The sequence below is a fragment of the Arthrobacter sp. ISL-48 genome, assembly GCF_018613805.1.
In the GTDB taxonomy this organism is placed as follows: Bacteria; Actinomycetota; Actinomycetes; order Actinomycetales; family Micrococcaceae; genus Arthrobacter.
The window spans coordinates 145561-162994 of record NZ_JAGGPL010000004.1; the positions used below are offsets into that span (position 1 = coordinate 145561).

Below are 17434 nucleotides of genomic sequence, written 5' to 3' on the forward strand. Positions count from 1 at the left end.
TCATGAGCAGGATTTTTGTGACCGGCGGCTCCGGCAGGCTGGGGCGCAGCGTTGTGGCGGGGCTCGCGGAAGCAGGCCACCACGTGATCTCGGTGGACCGGGAAGCTGTCCCTGCGGACCAACTGCCCGCCGGTGTTGTCCAGGAGACGGGTGACCTTCTGGCGCCGGGAGAGGCCTTGCGCCTCATCCGGAAAACCACGCCCGACGCCGTCATCCACCTTGCGGCGATTGCAATCCCGTTCAGCGCGCCGGAACATGTCATCTTCGCCACCAACACCCGCCTCGCCTATGCCGTGATCAGCGCGGCCACGGAGCTGGGGGTAGGCAAGATCATCACCGCCAGCAGCCCTACTGTCCTGGGCTACGGCTCGCCGGCGGGCTGGCTGCCGGAGGGATTCCCCGTGGATGAGGGCACCACGCCCCGCCCCTGGAACGCCTACGCGCTGTCCAAGCTGATCGCGGAACAGACCGTGCAGATGTTTGCCGCGGCGCAGGGAAAGGAAATCCGGTACGCGGCGTTCCGACCCTGCTACGTGATCTCGCCGGAGGAATGGGAAGGCGCGCCCACCCAGCAGGGCCACACCGTGGCCGAACGGCTCGCTGACCCGGCGCTGTCCGCCCCCGCACTGTTCAATTACGTGGATGCCCGGGACGTGGCGGACTTCCTGGATGTGCTGCTTCAGAAGATGGAGCACATCCCCAACGGCGAAACGTTCTTCGTGGGTGCCGCGGACGCGCTGGCCACAGCGCCACTGGCCGAGTTGATCCCGAGGTTCCTGCCCGGCAGCGCCGAGCTGAGTGCCGGGCTCACCGGAACGGCTCCGGCATTCTCCATCGCCAAGGCCCGTGACCTGCTCGGCTGGCAGCCCAAGCGCAGCTGGCGGACTGAACTCAAGACAGGGACCACCCCCAATGAAGGGACCGCTGCCGCGCTCGTCGCGGCAGGAACCGGATCCAAGGAGACACCATGAAATTCGACGGCGTTCTGTTCTTCCCCGTCACCCCGTTCACGCCCGAAGGCTCGGTTGATGTGGACGTCCTCAAGGAGCATATTTCTTCCAGGCTCCCGTTCGGCCCCGGTGGTGTGTTCCCTGCATGTGGCACCGGCGAGTTCCATGCCCTGAGCATTGAGGAGGTGCGCACTGTGGTGACCGCCGCCGTCGAGGTGGTGGCCGGCCAAGTGCCAGTGGTTGCCGGTGCCGGCGGCCCGCTCGGCCATGCCATTGCCGCAGCCCGCGTGGCAGAAGAGGCCGGCGCCGACGCCCTCCTGGTCCTGCCGCCCTACCTCGTCACGGGCCCGACGGAAGGGCTCGTTGCATACATCGAGGCAGTGGCGGATGCCAGCAGCCTCCCGGTGATCGTCTACCACCGCGGCAACGCCAAGTTTACGGCCGCCTCGATGGCCCGTCTCGCCGCCAACCCGAAGGTGATTGGCTTCAAGGACGGCCTCGGCGATGTCGGCCTGGCGCAGGAGATCGTGTCAGCGGTGCGAGCCACAGGACGGGAGGACTTTGCGCTGTTCAACGGCCTGCTGACCGCCGAATTGACGCAGGGGGCCTACCGCGGACTGGGCATCCCGCTCTACTCCTCGGCAGCTTTTGCCATGGCTCCCGAGATCGCCAAGGCGTACTACGACGCGTATGTTTCCGGCGATGAGGAACGCCGGAACGCCCTGCTGGAGGGCTTCTATGCCCCGCTGGTGCGGCTCCGCGACCAGACTCCAGGCTTCGGCGTCTCTCTGATCAAGGCCGGCCTGCGGCTCGGCGGACTGGCTGTTGGCCCTGTGCGCCCACCGCTGGTGGACCCCACGGAGGACCAGCTGGTCCAGCTGAAGTCTATCCTCGCCAAGGGCTACGAGCTGGCTGGCCGCTGATGAGCGTGCCAGTCGCCGAAGCCGTCCGGACGGGGCCCGTCATCACGGGTCTGTCCACGCGGCTCATCACCGTTCCGCTGCGGCGCAGCTGGGGAGTGGAAGCACCCGAAAACCATGTCATCGTCACCGAGATCCGCACGGACGACGGCGGTGCGGGGCACGGGTTTTCGTGGACGCCCACCATTGGTCCGCAGGCGGTCAAAGCCCTCCTGGACTACGACATCGCCCCTTTCGTCACCGGCCTCCCTGCGAACCCGGAGCTGGTGTGGGATCCCCTGTGGAAGCGACTGCACGAGGCCGGCGGCGGGGGACTGACAACCATCGCGATGGCGGGCGTGGACCTTGCCCTCTGGGATCTCCAGGCACGCCGGGCGGGAACTTCGGTAACCGGACTGCTGGGGCAACGCCAGGAGTCGGCCGAGGTGTACGGCTCGGGCGTGAACCTGCACTACACGCTGGACGAGCTCGTGGAGCAGGTCCGGCGCTGGGTGGCCGCCGGACACCGTGCTGTGAAAATCAAGGTGGGCAAGCCCGACATCCGCGAGGACGCAGAGCGTGTGGCGGCGGTCCGGTCCGTGCTGGGCCCGGACCGCAAGCTCATGATCGACGCCAACCAGCGCTGGGACCTGCCCACCACCCTCCGCGCCTTGGACATACTGGCTGGTTACGGGCTGGAGTGGCTCGAAGAACCGCTCCGCGCGGACGATCTGTGGGCCTACCGCAGGCTGCGCAAGCATTCGCTCGTGCCCATCGCCCTGGGCGAAAACCTGCACACCATCTACCGCTTCCGCGATTTCATCCAGGCGGAAGCGGTGGACATCATCCAGCCGAACATCATCCGGGTGGGCGGGATCACTCCGTTCCGGCGGATTGTCGAGCTTGCCCGGACCAACAGCATCCGGGTGATGCCCCACCTGCTTCCCGAGCTTTCCGGCCAGCTTGCGTTGACCTTGGCGGAACCCACCCTGGTGGAGGATGTCGAAGATGCGTCCTTCGAGCAGTTGGGCATCCTGGCCGCGCCGTCGCCGGTCCGGTTCAGCAACAGCCGCGTGACGCTTGTCGACCAGCCGGGCCTCGGCCTCCGCTTTCGCGAAAGTCCGGAAGCCATGGGCGCCGACACAATGAACGCAATCACCATGAACTTAGGCACGAACTCCGACATGAAGAACAGGAACTTCCAGTGACAACTGCAACCCTTTCACTTTCAGAGCTCACCGCTGCCGCCAGCAAGGCGGCCTCCACTGCGGCGGCTGCCTCCGATGCCGAGCGTGCCGGCTGGCTCAACGCTGTTGCTGATGCGCTGGATGCCAACACGGCTGAACTCGTGGAGATCGCCGACTCGGAGACCAGGCTGGGCTCGGTTCGCCTGACCGGTGAGGTGGCCCGCACCTCCGGGCAGCTGCGCCTCTTTGCCCGCGTGGTCACCGAGGGTTCCTACCTGGAGGCCGTGATTGACCACGCGGATCCCTCCGCCATCCCGCCTAAGCCGGACCTGCGACGCATCCTCCGGCCCATCGGCCCCGTAGCGGTCTTCTCCGCATCGAACTTCCCGTTCGCCTTTTCCGTGGCCGGCGGCGACACCGCCTCGGCGCTGGCAGTGGGCTGCTCGGTGATCGTCAAGGCGCACTCGGGCCACCTGAAGCTCTCCGAACGCACAGCCGAGGTCGTCACCGGGGCTCTGCGCTCTGCAGGTGCTCCGGAAGGCCTTTTCTCCTTGGTCAGCGGCCGCGAGGTGGGCACAGCCCTGGTGCAGGATCCTGCCATCAAAGCCGTGGGCTTCACCGGATCCATCCCCGGTGGCCGTGCACTCTTCGACCTCGCCGCCTCCCGGCCGGATCCCATCCCGTTCTACGGCGAACTGGGCAGCCTGAACCCGGTAGTCATCACCGGCGCAGCCCTGGCTGAGCGTTCCGGCGAGCTCGCGGCGGGGCTGGCAGCATCCTTCACTCTGGGTGCGGGCCAGTTCTGCACCAAGCCGGGCCTGGTCTTTATTCCGGCCGGCACCCGTTTTGCCGCAGAGCTGGCAGAGGCCAGCAAGGACAAGCCGACGGCGGCAATGCTCACCACGCGAATCGCGGACGCCTACCCGGACGGACTGCGCAGCGTCGCTGCGGTGCCGAATGTGGTCATCGTCAGCGGCACCGCGGACCAGGACGCAACCCGGGACGGCGCGGCACCGGTCGTGTTCTCCACGTCCGCCGCAAACGTTTTGGAACGCCCGGACGAGCTGCTGGAGGAGTGCTTCGGGCCCACCACCATGCTCATCGAGTACTCGGGCAAGGAGGAACTCGCCAATGTCCTGGCGAAGGTCCCGGGAAGCCTCACCGCCACCGTGCACGCCCAGCACGGTGAGGACGTCTTGGGGCTCGTTGAGCAGCTGTCCGGCCTCGCCGGCCGGGTCCTGTTCGATGGCTGGCCCACCGGAGTTGCGGTGAACTGGGCCCAGCAGCACGGCGGCCCCTACCCTGCCACCACCTCGCTCTTCACCTCGGTGGGCGCGACGGCGGTCCGCCGGTTCCAGCGTCCGGTGGCCTACCAGGACGCTCCGGAAACGGTCCTGCACCCGGCGCTGCGCGAAAGCAACCCGCTGGGCATCCCCCGGCGCGTTGACGGCGAACTGATGCTGCCATAGCCCGAAGACCCAGGCCGGCGGCCTGGGTCTTGAGACATACGCGCCTGCGGCTACCCGACAGGCTGGGCTTCTGCCGTGTCGGCCAGGAGCTGCCGGGGTAGGGGATCGAGGTGACTGATGCCGGAGGGAGTGATCCGCAGGACCCGTGCCGTGGAGATGTCGTAAAACAGCCCCGCTACGTGGATCCGCCCGGCCTCCAGCCCTTCCTGTAGGCCAGGGCGGCGCTGGAGCCGTTCCACCTGTACTGCGACGTTGACCATCGCAAGCTGGTCGACGGCGCCGTACCCGGCATCCGCTGCGGCCGCCTGGACCGGATGCCCATCGCGGAAAGCAGCCAGGCTGGGCCTGGCGTGATCGAGCCAGACGTCAATGGCTCCGCGGGGTCCGGAGCCGGCCGGCGCATCGGACGCGCTGTCCATGCCGGAAGCGTCCGGGTCGGCGTACAGCGCCGTCATGGCCCCGCAGCCCGAATGACCGCAGACCACGATGGATTTCACCGACAGCTCGTTGACGGCAAAGTCCAGGGCAGCCTCAATGGACGCATCCCGCCCGTTGTCCCCCACGACGTTGCCCACATTCCGGACAGTGAAGAGGTCCCCGGGTCCGCTGCTCGTGATCAGGTTTGGCACCAGACGGGAGTCCGAGCAGGCGACGAACAGTGTGTCCGGGTCCTGGAATGAGGACAGCTCCTGCACGTGGGGCCGTACGAGGTGGGCGTTGCGCCGATGGTAATTGTCCACGCCTGTGAGCACCGAATGCAGGGGCGGCGCGGGGACGTCCGGCGCTGCCGGGTGAGCGGCCACGATGCGACGCTGCCAGCTGCGCCAAGGCGCAAATCCGCCCCGAAGCGCCGAACGCGAGGTGCCGCGGCTGGGTGGTCCGGCCTGGGCGCCGTGGAGCGTTGCGGTTCCGCTTTCCTCGATCACCACTGTGCCTCCGGTGGCCACATGCCTGTTGCGCCAGGCATCCAGCGTGTCGTGGACGGGGTGATCGAGGAAGTCCACCTCCAGCTCAACAGTGACATGGGAGCCGGCCGGAACAGATGCCAGCACGGTACTCAGCCTCGGCAGCGAGAGGAAACTGCACGATCCATCGATGACCACCCGCCAGCGTCCCCCGTCTTCGGTTTCGAGCTGTTCAGCGTGAATGCTGGCCCGCGCTACGCGCCAGAGGACAAGTCCCACGGCCAGAAGCAGGCCGGTCAGTACTCCCGCGAGCAAGTTGACGAACACCACGCAGAACAGCGTCACGCCGTAGACAGTGAGGTCGCCCGTCACCCGGGCTGTCCTGATGTCCGCAAGCCGGACCAGCCGGGAGCCGATGATAATCAGGAGGCCTGCAAGCACGGCCTCCGGAACACGTTGGATCAGGCCGGCCAGCAGCAGCGAGAAAACCAGCACCCAGACGCCGTGGAGTATGGCGGACTTCCGGGTCCGGGCGCCCGCCTCAACGTTGGTGGCGCTGCGCACGATGACGCCGGTGACAGGAAGTCCTCCGAGCAGCCCGGAGGTCACGTTGGCCGCGCCCTGGCCCAGGAGTTCGCGATTGAAATTGGTTCGCTGTCCGTGGTGCATCTTGTCCACTGCCACCGCGGAGAGCAGTGACTCCACGCTGGCGATCAGGGCGACGGTCACCACGCCAATGACCACAGCAGTCCAGTTCCCGTCTGGAACCTGGGGAAAGGACAGTGCGTCCAGCAGCGAGCCGTCGAAGGTGATCCTGTCCACGTTGAACGGCAGGGAAAGGGCCGTTGCGGCGATGACCGCAACCAGTGGCCCAGGAATCCGGCGGACGGCGGAGGGAAGGTACTTCCAGCCGACCAGCACGATGATGACGACTGCGCCCAGGGCTGCAGCCGGGATGTTAGCCGCGGAAACGCTTCGCGGGATGGCGGTGATGTTCTCCCAGGCAGAGCTGGCGGATTCCGAGCCCAGCATCACGTGCAGTTGCTGGAGCACGATGGTGATGCCGATGCCGGCCAGCATGGCATGCACCACCACGGGCGCTATGGCCAGGGCGACACGTCCGATCCTGGCCACGCCGAACAACGCCTGGAGTACGCCGGCTGCGGCGGTGATGGCACACGTGGCCTGCCAGCCGAACTGTTCGATCAGGCCCGCGACGATGACTGTCAGACCGGCGGCGGGTCCGCTGACCTGCAGCGCTGAACCGCCCAGGCTCCCTGCCACAATCCCTCCCACGGCCGCGGCAATCAGGCCGGCCATTACAGGGGCACCTGACGCGGCTGCTATTCCCAGGGAAAGGGGAACGGCGACGAGAAATACCACGAGGGACGCAGGGAGGTCCCAGCGGAGTCCGTCAGTCAGGCGGCTTCGGAAGCCTTTGGAAGGAGCTGGGCCAGATGGCCCTGGCTGATTGGCGGAGGCGTCCTGGTCCTTTGGAGAAGCGTCCTGGTCAGTGGGGGTGGGTGGATCCGTCATGGCGGCTGCTGATGGCATTGCCGTCCCTTCGCTGGTACGTGGCGGTCCTGTGTCACGCTATTGACCGGTACGTTCAGCCCGCAAGGACATAAAGAGTGAGAAGAAACACGCCGAAAAACCGCGCCGGACTGACAAAACGGCAGCTGAACAGCTGTCCGCAGGCTGTCCCGATAGAAGCACTGCCCCGGCTTTGCGAGCGGAAGACCCGCCTGCCGAATTTAACCCGGGAATCAAGTCAAATCTGCTTTTTGGGGCTTCGTCCCGGCCTGCTTACCTGAGTGTTTAGTGGATAAAGTCGAAGGAAACGGCCGTTGGTCTATACCAGTTACAGTTTATTGCGGCCCGGGTTGCCTTTCCTGCCTCGTCGTGCGTGGGTCCTGTCGGTCCACCGCGCCGTCGCGAAGTGGGTCAGAGCTGCAGGGTGAGCGGCCGGTTAAGGCCGTTTACCGTGGTGGAGGGCCAGCGCTCGTCGGCGGTCAGGACCGTGAGGCCCGACTCTGTGAGCTGGACCGTGTCTTCGATCTTGACCCCCGGCGCGGAGGGGTTCCAGGTGAACGGCTGGTTCAGGACTACAGTGTCCGCGACAGCGGCCGTAACGCGGGGGTCACGGCCGGCATAGCCCGCAGGCCCGCCCTGATGGTGCTGTTCCCATTGGTCCGCCCCGAATCCGTGCCGGACATAGGCCGCCTTGATCTCGGCGAAGATCTTGTCCAGCCGTGCACCGGGAACGGTGGCGTCGAAAATGTCCGCTTCCACTGCGGCGATCCGGGCTTCCGCGTCGCGCTCACCGGCGGTGCTGCCGTCGAACGTCACCCAGCGGGTGATGTTGGCGACGAGTCCGTCACGGCGGGCACACACCACGGCCATGGCGCGGCGGCCCAGCGGCGAGTGTGTGGCCAGGGGATGGCGGAAGTCGCTCCGCGTGCTGCCGCTGCACAGGAGGACCAACGGCTCGGCGCCGGCAGCGACGACGCGGCCGGCCAGTGCCGAGACCAGCTCGAACTCCGTGGTGCCGGGCCGGGCGGCGGAAAGCACATCTGTCATCACACCAGCCAGTTCGGCGCCAAGACCGGCGTAGCGTGCGCTTTCACCGGGCAGTAGCTGCTGCCGCGCCGCCCTCAGCTCCGCGCTGACGTCAGCCTCGGCCAGCGGCTTGCCGGCCGTTGTGTTGCCTCCCCGAGCGATCCCGACTTCGGCCGCGGCCTGCACCAGGTCCCCGTACCAGGGCACCGGATGCAGGGAGACGCCCGCCGGGAGTTCCTCCGCCGCGATCCGACCGGCCTCGTTGCTGAAGGTCACCAGGTGGTCACCGTCCCGGTCCACGAGCATTGCTGCGATGGGGTCGCCGGCGAGGCTGATGTGGACGCGGCTGCCGTCCAGGTACCAGGCCAGAGCCGTGTGGGTAGTCAGCAGCAGGGAGTCCCGGCCCTTGGCATCGAGAATGTCCAGCACCCGGCGCCGCTTGATGTCCCGGTCTGCCGGGACCCCCGGTGCACGGCGTCCGGCAGCATCCTGGGTCAACGCAGCGGTGGTGGTTGTCTGGCTCATGACTGTTTTCCCCGCTGGTTGATCAATCTTTCGATGTCAGGCGTTTCCAAAATCCCGTCAGCTATGAACATGGTGACGCTGCGCCGCACCGGAACACCTGGCTCAGCGGTGACCGGCGTGTCCCAGGCAAGTGATTGGCCCACGCCGGGGTATCCCTCGACCCGAACGAACCACGGATCGTGGGACCCTTCTGAGGCGACAAACACCACGGTGGCATCGCCGTCACTGAACTTCCCGGACCAGGCGAGCCACGGAGCCACACTCCCGTGGACTGCGGCCTCGCCTGCTCCTGTTGGGGTCCACACGGTGGCTCCGGCGCATTCCGGGAACCGCCAGAAGAAGCCGCTGTAACCACCCTTGTGGCGGCCGTTGGACCCCGGGCTGCCCAGGCTCACCGGCCGGTCGCCGGCGGGGGAGAGGGCAAAGTCCAGCCCCAGGCGCCAGACGGAAGGACCGACGGCGTCCCACGTCCACGTGCGCTGCTCGTGTAACACGGGCGCGCCGTCGGGGCCGTTCCAGGACAGGGTCTCCTTCAACTGGCCGTCCGCTTCAGAGGAGGCGCCGCCAGATGAGCCAAGGCGCACGATGCTCCCGTGGTCCGGGCGCCAGACGTATTCGCCCGCCGCCCGGGTGTAGGTGCGGCCGCCCCAGAAATTGATGCCGTCCACGTCCTGGAGAGCCACCCCGACGCCAAGATGCCACACGTGGTCCAGGGGTTGGTGGTCGGTGACAACCGTTCCGGCGAGGGTGCGGACCGGGTGGAGGTAGGGCCGCGGCGACGATACGGAGCGGATGCGGCTGCCGTCCTGATAGTCCGCCACGGGATGCCCGCCGACGCTGAGCGTCCGGACCGGGGGCACGCTGCGGGCCCACGGGAGGCCCAGCTCGGCAAAAGTGGCCTGGGCTGTGGCGGCGCGCTCGATCAGCCCGGCGATTCCGTGGACCACGGGGTTCGCGTCGTCGCCCTCGCCCTCCCAGCTGATGTGTTCGACGCCGATTTCCTGCGGAACAGGCGCTGTACGGATGGCTTCGAGTACACATGTGAACGCACCGGTGCCGGCAAGGCTGCAGAGAAGCGGCGCACCGGTGATCCGCGCATCAAGCAGGTTCTCCAGGAGGTCGGTCCGGCCGAAGGTCTCCCGGCGCTCGCCGTCCGGCGTGGTGATGACCAGTTCGTCCTCGGTGTAGAAGAACGTGATGTCGCCCCGCGTCCCGTGGACGGTGACTGACGGGCGCTGTTGTTCGGGCGCACAGAGAGTGAGTGCGCACAGCAGGGTCTTCCCGCCTGCGGTGCGGACGCGGATCACGGAGGTGTCATCGCTCTGCGTGTCGTGCGCGCGGTACAGGTCGGTTTCCACGGATGCCACGTCGGCAACGGTGTGTGCACCCGCCATGCTCAATGCGGTGGCAACGGCATGCGCCAAGGCGTTGGTGGCGACACCATCCACCACGTCGATGCCGTCCAGGCTCCGTTTTCCGGCCCAGCGTGACCGCTTGAAATAGCCCTTGGTCCGCACCCACATTCCCTTGGCGCTCAGGCCCAGCACGTCGCCGATGCCACCGGATTCGATGGTGTTGCTGATTTCCGGCAGGGCTTGCGACCCGAGGCTCTGGAAGCCCACCTGGACCAGCCGTCCGGCCGATTTGGCCGCCGCCAGGAGATCCTGGAACTGTGCCATGGAGGCCACGGGCGGCTTTTCGACATACACGTCAGCGCCAGCGGCGAGCGCCGCCAAGGCAAGGGGCGCGTGCGTCTGGATGGGTGTAGCCAGGATGACGACGTCGGGGACCGGCCCGGCGGCGAGCAGCTCGTCCAGGGTGTCGTGGATGCCGACGGATTCCGAGAGCCTGCCCGCCTGCGGGGGATTAGGGTCGGCAACAGCGACCAGCTCTATGGCCCCTGCCGCCTCGAGCCTGGCCAGGTTCGCCAGGTGATGTTCACCAAAGCCGTGCACGCCTACCAGGGCAATGCGCGGGCGGGTTGCGGGGGCGTGGATTTCACCTGCCGCTGCGGAGACGTCGGATGCCGCAGGCGCGGGTTGTTGGGTCATCAAGAGTCCTCGGTTGCTAAGGGGTGGGCAGGGTTGAAAGATTGAGGGCGCGGTCGCTTCCGGCGCCCAGCGTCGTGGAGAGATAGCTGATGGCTTCATTCTGCATCTCCGCCGTGAAGATGTGGGGGCCAGGCCAAAAGCTTCCTGTATAGGTCGACTTCCCGTGCAGTGCCGACAGCGTCCGGTGGGCGTCGCGCATGCCTTCTTCCGGGAAAAGTTCGTCCGCCAGGGCGTACTGCACCAGGAAGCCGTCGGCCCCGGACCTTGCTGTCAGCTCAGGCCAATCGCCCAGCCGCCACAATCCCGGCGTCTGGAGCAGCCAGGAATGCGCATCAAGGTAGGCAGGCAGGAGCGACTGGAAGGTGGCCATCATGCAGGTCACCACGTAGTTTCGGATCCGGGGGCTGAGGGCCGCCAGCGTCAGGGAACGGCCGCCGCCGCCGGAGAATCCGATGCATCCGAGCCTGTCCGCATCCACGCCGGGCAGCCCGGCAAGGATCTCCAGGGCGGCAAGGTCGTCGTGCGCCACCATTCCCGCCAGGCTGGTGCCCAGCAGGCCTGCGGCCTTGGCGACGGTGTCCTCATGGAATCCTGCGGCGGCGTTGTACAGTTCCGCGTCGGAAGGTACGACGCCGTCCTCCCGCCACTGCGAGTTCCGCGCCTCCAGCGCGGAGGCCGTCCGCCATGGCGGCACGGAGAGATCAAAGCGCCGGCTGCCCCAGGCGAACGTGTCGTGGGCGAGGACGGCAAAGCCGCCGCGGGCGACGTCCGTAGCCAGGGCGCGGCCGTCGTAGTGGCCGGCCCGTGCAGAAGCCGCGGACGGGTGGGACTCCGCGAGCTCGACAAGCCTGTCCGCCCCGCCGAACTTGTTGCCGCCGTGGCAATGCAACGCGAGGACGCCCGGCAGCGGTCCCGAACTGCCGGCAGGCCGTACCAGCCAGGCCGTGGTGCGGGGGCCGAATCCCAACTGCCAGCTGAGCTGGGAGGTGGTGACGCCGTCGTACGTTTTCTCCCACAGGAGCGTTACGTCCGGTTTGCCGGCCCCTTCCGGAACGCCGAGGACGTCCGAAAGCTCCTGCGCTGCCGGAGTGGCGGCCCGGTAGCGGGCATGCGTCTGAACGTAGGCAGGCCAGTTCTCATAGCCGGCGATCGCGCTGGGCCGGACCCGCTGCGTATTTGTGCTCACTGACCTGCCTTGTTCGGACGGATGTGCGTTCTTAGGGACGTGTGGTTCGGGGTTTGCCTGAAGGTCAGCCCAGGTTCTGGTTGACCTCGGAAATGAAGCCCTTGGCAGCTTCCCGCGGGCTGACCTTTCCAAACAGGACGTCGGTATTGAATCGGTTGAGGACTTCCAGCGTGGCGGAGGATCCGGCAGGGAATGGAATCGGAGGTTCGATGTCCATCGCGGCAACCCGGTCCAGGAAGGCGGCTTCCTTTTGCTGGGAGTCCTTCAGCAACGGGGCAATGCCTGCCTTGAGCTCGGTGTTGGCCGGCATGCCGCGGTCGCTCTTGATCTTGGTGGCCGCGTCCATGTTGTTGACCAAATAGTTGATGAACTGCGCGGTTTCCTTGGGGTGTGCGGACTTGGCCGAGATGGCGTACTCCATGGAGGACCGCAGCCAGGCGCCGGGCTGCTTGCTCTCGCCCGGCAGCTTCATCATGACCAGCGGGGAACCCGAGTAGGACGTCATCTGGTTGCTCCAGGAGATCTTCATTCCCTGCTTGCCCTGGCCGATGAGCGTCATCTCCGGCTGCGCGGAACCGTCCTCCACAATCTGGGAAGCAGACGGTGCGCCGCCGGTGTCCATAAGCTTCTTGTTCAGTTCAAACCATTCCGTGACGGTGTCCTCGCTGATGCCCAGCTTCGTTCCGTCGTCGGTGTAGAGATCCTCGCCGTGCTGGCGGGCCCACACCGCGAGGAAGGAGTCATTGGCCATGGGAGTGGTACCGAAGGTTCCCTGCGGCGAATTCCTGGTGATCTTTGCAGCAATCTCAGCGTAGTCGTCCCAAGTCCAGGTCTCGTCATTCGGGAGTTCCACGCCGGCAGCTTTGAACACCTGGGGGTCGATGACCATGGACATTGAATTGACGCCTGCGGTGATGGTGTAGTGGGTCCCGTCGATCTTGCCCAGGTCTACGGTCCCTTCGGCAAACTTTGAGGTGTCGATCTGGTCCTTGACCTTGTCCAGGTCCAGCAGCACCCCTCGACTGGCGTATTCGCTGGGGTAGGAACCGCTCATGGTGAAGACGTCAGGGGTTGTGCCACCGGCGATCTGGGTGGCCATCTTGTCCCAATAGGAACTGAACTCGGTATTCTCACCCGCCACCTTGATGGTGGGGTTGGCGGCTTCAAAGGCCTTGATGACTTCCTGGGTTGTCTTGGCCCGGGAATCGTTGCCCCACCAAGCGAACCGGATGGTGACAGGGTCCTCTACCGTTCCCGCTTTGCCCGAGGCCCCGCCGCCCCCGCCGCAGCCGGTAAGAACCATTGCCAGGGCTGCCGTTGCTCCGGCAACCCCCAGTACTGACTTCTTGAGACCAAACCGCATTGTCCTGCCTCTCAGGCGCCGATTTATGAGTAGAGTGATTTATGATGCAGAAAACGCTTTCTCAAAAACTAACAAAGGGCTATACAGGAGTCAAGAAACCGTTTACTTTGGTACGGAGCCGCTTTTCAATGTCCCGCTGGACGGTGGCAGGATCGGACAACTGTATCTGCGTTCCGCCTTGACCAGAGTCTGGCCACCTGAGGCGGTACGTACATGGATTGCTTCAGGGCAATCCCCCAATACGTGGAGGGCCACGATGACCAAAGGAGACCACATGGCCGCTATGCACATCCCCAGGGCGCCGCGCCTGGCCAGCCTATCGGCAGGCTCGCCGCCTGCAGCAGGCCTGCTGCAGGAAACGGAGCAGCCGCAGTGAGTGCCATCAGTGAACTCAATTCCCTTACCAAGCGAAAGGGACCGGCGACGGCAGAGGAGAAGAAGGCCAACGGCCGCGATAACAAGGCCGCGTACATCTTCCTGCTGCCGTGGCTCGTGGGACTGGTTGCCATCACCATCGGGCCGATGCTGATGTCCCTGTACTTGTCCTTCACCGACTACAACCTGCTGCAGCCGCCGGAATGGACCGGTCTGGACAACTTCATCAGGATGTTCAGCGACGCCCGGCTCCACAACTCGCTGCGGGTGACGTTCACCTACGTTTTCGTGGGAGTTCCGCTGCAGCTGGCTGTGGCCCTCGTGATTGCACTCGTGCTGGACAAAGGCCTCCGGGGGCTTCCGTTCTACCGTTCCGTGTTCTATTTGCCGTCGCTCCTGGGCGGCTCGGTCGCTGTTGCCATCCTCTGGAAGCAGATCTTCGGAACCACTGGCCTGGTGAACCAGGTCCTGGCAATGTTCGGAGTCCAGGGCCCGGGTTGGATTTCCGATCCCAGCACTGCACTGGGATCCATCATCCTGCTGCACGTATGGACCTTTGGTGCCCCCATGATCATCTTCCTGGCAGGCCTCCGGCAGATCCCGGTGATGTACTACGAGGCCGCGAGGGTGGATGGCGCAGGTACGCTCCAGCAGTTCTGGCGGATCACCCTGCCGATGCTCAGCCCCATTATCTTCTTCAACCTGGTGCTCCAGATCATTGGATCATTCCAGTCCTTCACGCAAGCGTTCATCGTCTCCGGCGGGAATGGCGGCCCGTCGGACTCGACGATGTTCTTCACGCTGTACCTGTACCAGAAGGGCTTCGGCCAGTTCGACATGGGTTACGCCTCCGCAATGGCGTGGTTCCTGCTGGTCATCATCGGCGTGTTCACCGCCATCAACTTCATCGCTGCAAAGTATTGGGTTTTCTATGACGACTAAGCTTGAGACGCTGCCAACTCCGGATAAGAAATCTGCCGGTAACGGCAAGCCAACGAACCACCGCAAGCCGACGAGGGCCCGGGAATCCCGTGGCACGCTGGCTTTCAGCCGGGCTGCACGCACGAAGGCCCTGATCAAGCACGCCATCCTCATCCTCGCCGGCGGCCTCATGATCTATCCGCTCCTGTGGATGGTGGTCTCCTCGCTGCGGCCCAACGAGTTGATCTTCCGGGAGCCGGGTCTCTGGCTCAGCACCCTGGAGATGAGCAATTACACGGATGGCTGGTCCGCGCTGACCCACCCGTTCGGCCACTACATGCTCAACTCGGCCATCGTGGTGGTGGGCTCCATCCTTGGGAACCTGATTTCGTGTTCCATGGCGGCCTACGCCTTTGCCCGCTTGCAGTTCACCGGCAAGAAGCTGTTTTTCGGCATCATGCTGCTGACCATCATGCTGCCCTTCCATGTTGTGATCGTTCCGCAGTACATCCTGTTCTCGCAGATCGGCTGGGTAAACACCTTCTGGCCGCTCCTTGTGCCCAAGCTGCTGGCCACGGACGCCTTCTTTGTCTTCCTTATGGTCCAGTTCATCCGGGGCATCCCCAAGGACCTTGATGAAGCTGCAAGGATCGACGGCGCCGGGCACCCGCGCATCTTCCTGCGGGTGATCCTGCCGCTGATGGTGCCCGCCCTGGCCACCACCACCATCTTCACCTTCATCTGGACGTGGAACGACTTCTTCGGAGCACTTATCTACCTGACGGACCCGGACATGTTCACCGTTCCGGTGGCCTTGCGCGCCTTTGTAGACTCCCAGTCGGCCACCAGCTGGGGATCGTTGTTCGCGATGTCCATCGTGTCCCTGCTGCCGGTGTTCCTGGTCTTCCTTTTTGGCCAGCGGTTCCTGATCAAGGGCATCGCAACCACGGGCATCAAGTAGGCCGCGGGTTCCCGTTGTCCACCGATGGCCCGTCAGAGGGCGGGCCATCTTGCGGCGTGCTGCCGCGGACCCGCATCAAGGACCGCCCAGTGGATGGTCCAGAAAACTAGACGGTCAGAAAACTAGACGGTCAAGAAAACAAAGCTTGTACTACAAGTGGTCTACTTGTAGTATCAGATTCAGGAAAACGCTTCCCCATCCCTTTCCCCCAGCAACAAGATCAAAGAAGATCGGAGTACCCAGTGCCGCTTTTTCCCCGCTCTGACTCTGCCGCTAAGAAACACCCGGTAGAGACACCCTCTAACGGCGCCACGCGCCGACTACGTAAGACGGGCTTGGTTGCCGCAGCGGCCGCCGTCGTCCTTGCCCTGAATGCCTGTGGTGGTGGAGCCGCACCGCAAAGTGCAGACGGCAAGGTAGAGCTGCGCTTCTCCTGGTGGGGCGGCGACAAGCGGGCCCAGCTGACGCAGGCCGCGATTGCTGCATTCGAAGCCGAGAACCCGAACATCAAGATCAAACCGGAGTACGGCGACTGGAGCGGGTACTGGGACAAGCTGGCCACCCAGGTGGCCGCCAACGACGCCCCGGACGTCATCCAGATGGACGAGAAGTACATCACTGAGTACTCCAGCCGAGGGGCCTTGCTGGACCTCTCCAAGTACGACATTGACACATCCAAGCTCGACGAAGCCGCCCTGAACGCAGGAAAGGGCCCGAAGGGTCTGACGGGCATCGCGGCCGGCATTAATGCCGCCACCATCCTGGCCAACCCTGCTGTTTTCAAGGCCGCGGGCGTTGCGCTTCCGGACGATAAGACCTGGACATGGGAAGACTTCGGGCGCATTGCCGCGGAGGTCACGGCCAAGTCGCCGAAGGGTACGTATGGTGCCGCCGCTTATGGCACAGACGAAGCCTCGCTGGGCGTCTGGCTCCGGCAGAACGGCAAATCCCTGTACACCTCGGATGGAAAGCTCGGCTTTGAGCCGGGCGACATCGCTGAGTGGTGGGCCTTCCTGAAGGAACTCAGTGAGAAGAAGGCGGTGCCTTCGGCATCCGAGGTAGTCGAGGCCGAGGCGGCGCCGCTGGATCAGAGTGGGCTGGCCACAGGCAAGAACGGGATGGCCTTCTGGTGGTCCAACCAGGAGCCCGCCCTGGAGAAGGCTGCTGGCAGTGAACTGCAGATCCTACGGTTCCCGTCCACGACGGGGAAGGCGGCGGATACGCAGCTCTGGTACAAGGCTTCCCAGTTCTGGTCTGCGTCCTCACGGACCAAGCACCCTCAGGAAACAGCCAAATTCATTAACTTCCTGACCAACAACACGAAGGCAGGCGAAGCTCTGCTGGCCGACCGAGGGGTATACCCCAACTCCGATGTCCGGGCTGCCATCGCATCCAAGCTGACGCCTGCCGACACCAAGGTTGTCAACTTCATCGACCAGATCAAGGACGAACTCGGCGAGGCCCCGGCACCGCCGCCAAAGGGTGCCGGTGCTATCCAGGAAATCGTCAAGCGCTACACCTCGGAGGTCCTCTTCAACAGGCTGTCCACGGACGAGGCGGGCAAGAAGGCCGTGGATGAAATGAAGTCAGCCATCAGCAGCTAGGTTTCATTCGCTGACAAGGCCCCTGAGCAAGCCTGCGAACGTCCCGAATATTTGGGGGGACGTCCGACGGCGGGTGGCAGCTTCCGTCCCGGCTGGAACCTTTGGTTCCGGCCGGGACGGAGTTGTTTAAGGCGAGGCTGTTGAGTGTGGGCTGTCGGGCGGTGGCTGTTTGAGGCAGCCTGGCCGGGGCGCGGTCGCCGGCCGCGTTTATCCATCCCAGAGGAGGGCGCGGGAATGTGCGTGGGGCTTCGCGTCGGCGTGGGGTATTTGCTTGCCACGGTTATTTGCATGGCCGGCGTTATTGACCCGGGTTATTGAAGTGGTGGTGGTGGGGGTTTGAAGTAGTGGTTTTGTTGGGGTTTTTGGTTGGGGTCGATGTGGGGTGGGGGTGTGTACCAGGGGGTGCCTTGGTTGGTTTTGATGGTCCATTGTTCTTTGTGGATGAGGTGGTGGTGGTGTGGGCATAGGAGTGTGCCGTT

12 protein-coding genes are annotated in these 17434 nt (G+C 65.0%); 7 read left to right on the forward strand and 5 right to left on the reverse strand.

Annotation, left to right across the window (positions count from 1 at the left end; genetic code table 11):
* Positions 1 to 2 precede the first annotated feature (2 nt).
* Genes J7E83_RS09520 through J7E83_RS09535 form a run of 4 tightly spaced genes read left to right on the forward strand, consistent with a single transcriptional unit; the run spans position 3 to position 4505 of the window.
* The gene (locus J7E83_RS09520) at positions 3 to 971 is read left to right on the forward strand and encodes an NAD(P)-dependent oxidoreductase (RefSeq protein WP_214961383.1); all 969 of its coding nucleotides are present in this window, start codon (positions 3 to 5) and stop codon (positions 969 to 971) included.
* Positions 968 to 1873 (forward strand): 5-dehydro-4-deoxyglucarate dehydratase, encoded by a 906-nt coding sequence (locus tag J7E83_RS09525; protein WP_214961384.1) that lies wholly within the window; start codon positions 968 to 970, stop codon positions 1871 to 1873. Before J7E83_RS09520 ends, J7E83_RS09525 begins: the two co-directional genes overlap by 4 nt.
* Positions 1873 to 3057: a mandelate racemase/muconate lactonizing enzyme family protein gene (locus J7E83_RS09530; RefSeq protein ID WP_214961386.1), complete on the forward strand. Its 1185-nt coding sequence runs from the start codon at positions 1873 to 1875 to the stop codon at positions 3055 to 3057. Before J7E83_RS09525 ends, J7E83_RS09530 begins: the two co-directional genes overlap by 1 nt.
* On the forward strand, positions 3054 to 4505 hold the full coding sequence (locus tag J7E83_RS09535) for an aldehyde dehydrogenase (NADP(+)) (RefSeq protein ID WP_214961388.1): 1452 nt from the start codon (positions 3054 to 3056) through the stop codon (positions 4503 to 4505). The genes J7E83_RS09530 and J7E83_RS09535 overlap by 4 nt, the downstream gene beginning before the upstream one ends.
* Before the next feature lie 50 nt (positions 4506 to 4555).
* Here J7E83_RS09535 and J7E83_RS09540 read toward each other — a convergent pair whose 3' ends face one another.
* The 5 genes from J7E83_RS09540 to J7E83_RS09560 form a co-directional block, all read right to left on the reverse strand.
* On the reverse strand, positions 4556 to 6964 hold the full coding sequence (locus J7E83_RS09540; RefSeq protein ID WP_214961390.1) for a bifunctional SulP family inorganic anion transporter/carbonic anhydrase: 2409 nt from the start codon (positions 6962 to 6964) through the stop codon (positions 4556 to 4558).
* A gap of 390 nt (positions 6965 to 7354) precedes the next feature.
* Positions 7355 to 8494, reverse strand: coding sequence for a Xaa-Pro peptidase family protein (locus tag J7E83_RS09545; protein WP_214961392.1), 1140 nt, complete (start codon positions 8492 to 8494; stop codon positions 7355 to 7357).
* Positions 8491 to 10545: a DUF6807 family protein gene (locus J7E83_RS09550; protein WP_214961394.1), complete on the reverse strand. Its 2055-nt coding sequence runs from the start codon at positions 10543 to 10545 to the stop codon at positions 8491 to 8493. Before J7E83_RS09550 ends, J7E83_RS09545 begins: the two co-directional genes overlap by 4 nt.
* Before the next feature lie 16 nt (positions 10546 to 10561).
* Positions 10562 to 11731 carry an acetylxylan esterase gene (locus tag J7E83_RS09555; protein WP_214961396.1) on the reverse strand — a complete coding sequence of 390 codons (1170 nt, stop codon included), beginning with the start codon at positions 11729 to 11731 and terminating at the stop codon, positions 10562 to 10564.
* Positions 11732 to 11795: 64 nt separating this feature from the next.
* Complete coding sequence (locus J7E83_RS09560) at positions 11796 to 13094, reverse strand: ABC transporter substrate-binding protein (RefSeq protein WP_214961398.1); 1299 nt, start codon at positions 13092 to 13094, stop codon at positions 11796 to 11798.
* Positions 13095 to 13466: 372 nt separating this feature from the next.
* Between J7E83_RS09560 and J7E83_RS09565 the strand changes: the two genes are divergently transcribed.
* The 3 genes from J7E83_RS09565 to J7E83_RS09575 all read left to right on the forward strand — a co-directional run bounded on the left by J7E83_RS09565 (position 13467) and on the right by J7E83_RS09575 (position 16955).
* A complete protein-coding gene (locus J7E83_RS09565; protein WP_214961400.1) occupies positions 13467 to 14411 on the forward strand; it encodes a carbohydrate ABC transporter permease in 945 nt (314 codons plus the stop codon).
* A complete protein-coding gene (locus tag J7E83_RS09570) occupies positions 14401 to 15351 on the forward strand; it encodes a carbohydrate ABC transporter permease (RefSeq protein WP_214961401.1) in 951 nt (316 codons plus the stop codon). Before J7E83_RS09565 ends, J7E83_RS09570 begins: the two co-directional genes overlap by 11 nt.
* Before the next feature lie 242 nt (positions 15352 to 15593).
* Positions 15594 to 16955, forward strand: a complete 1362-nt coding sequence (locus tag J7E83_RS09575; RefSeq protein ID WP_214961403.1) for an ABC transporter substrate-binding protein — start codon at positions 15594 to 15596, stop codon at positions 16953 to 16955.
* Positions 16956 to 17434 lie beyond the last annotated feature (479 nt).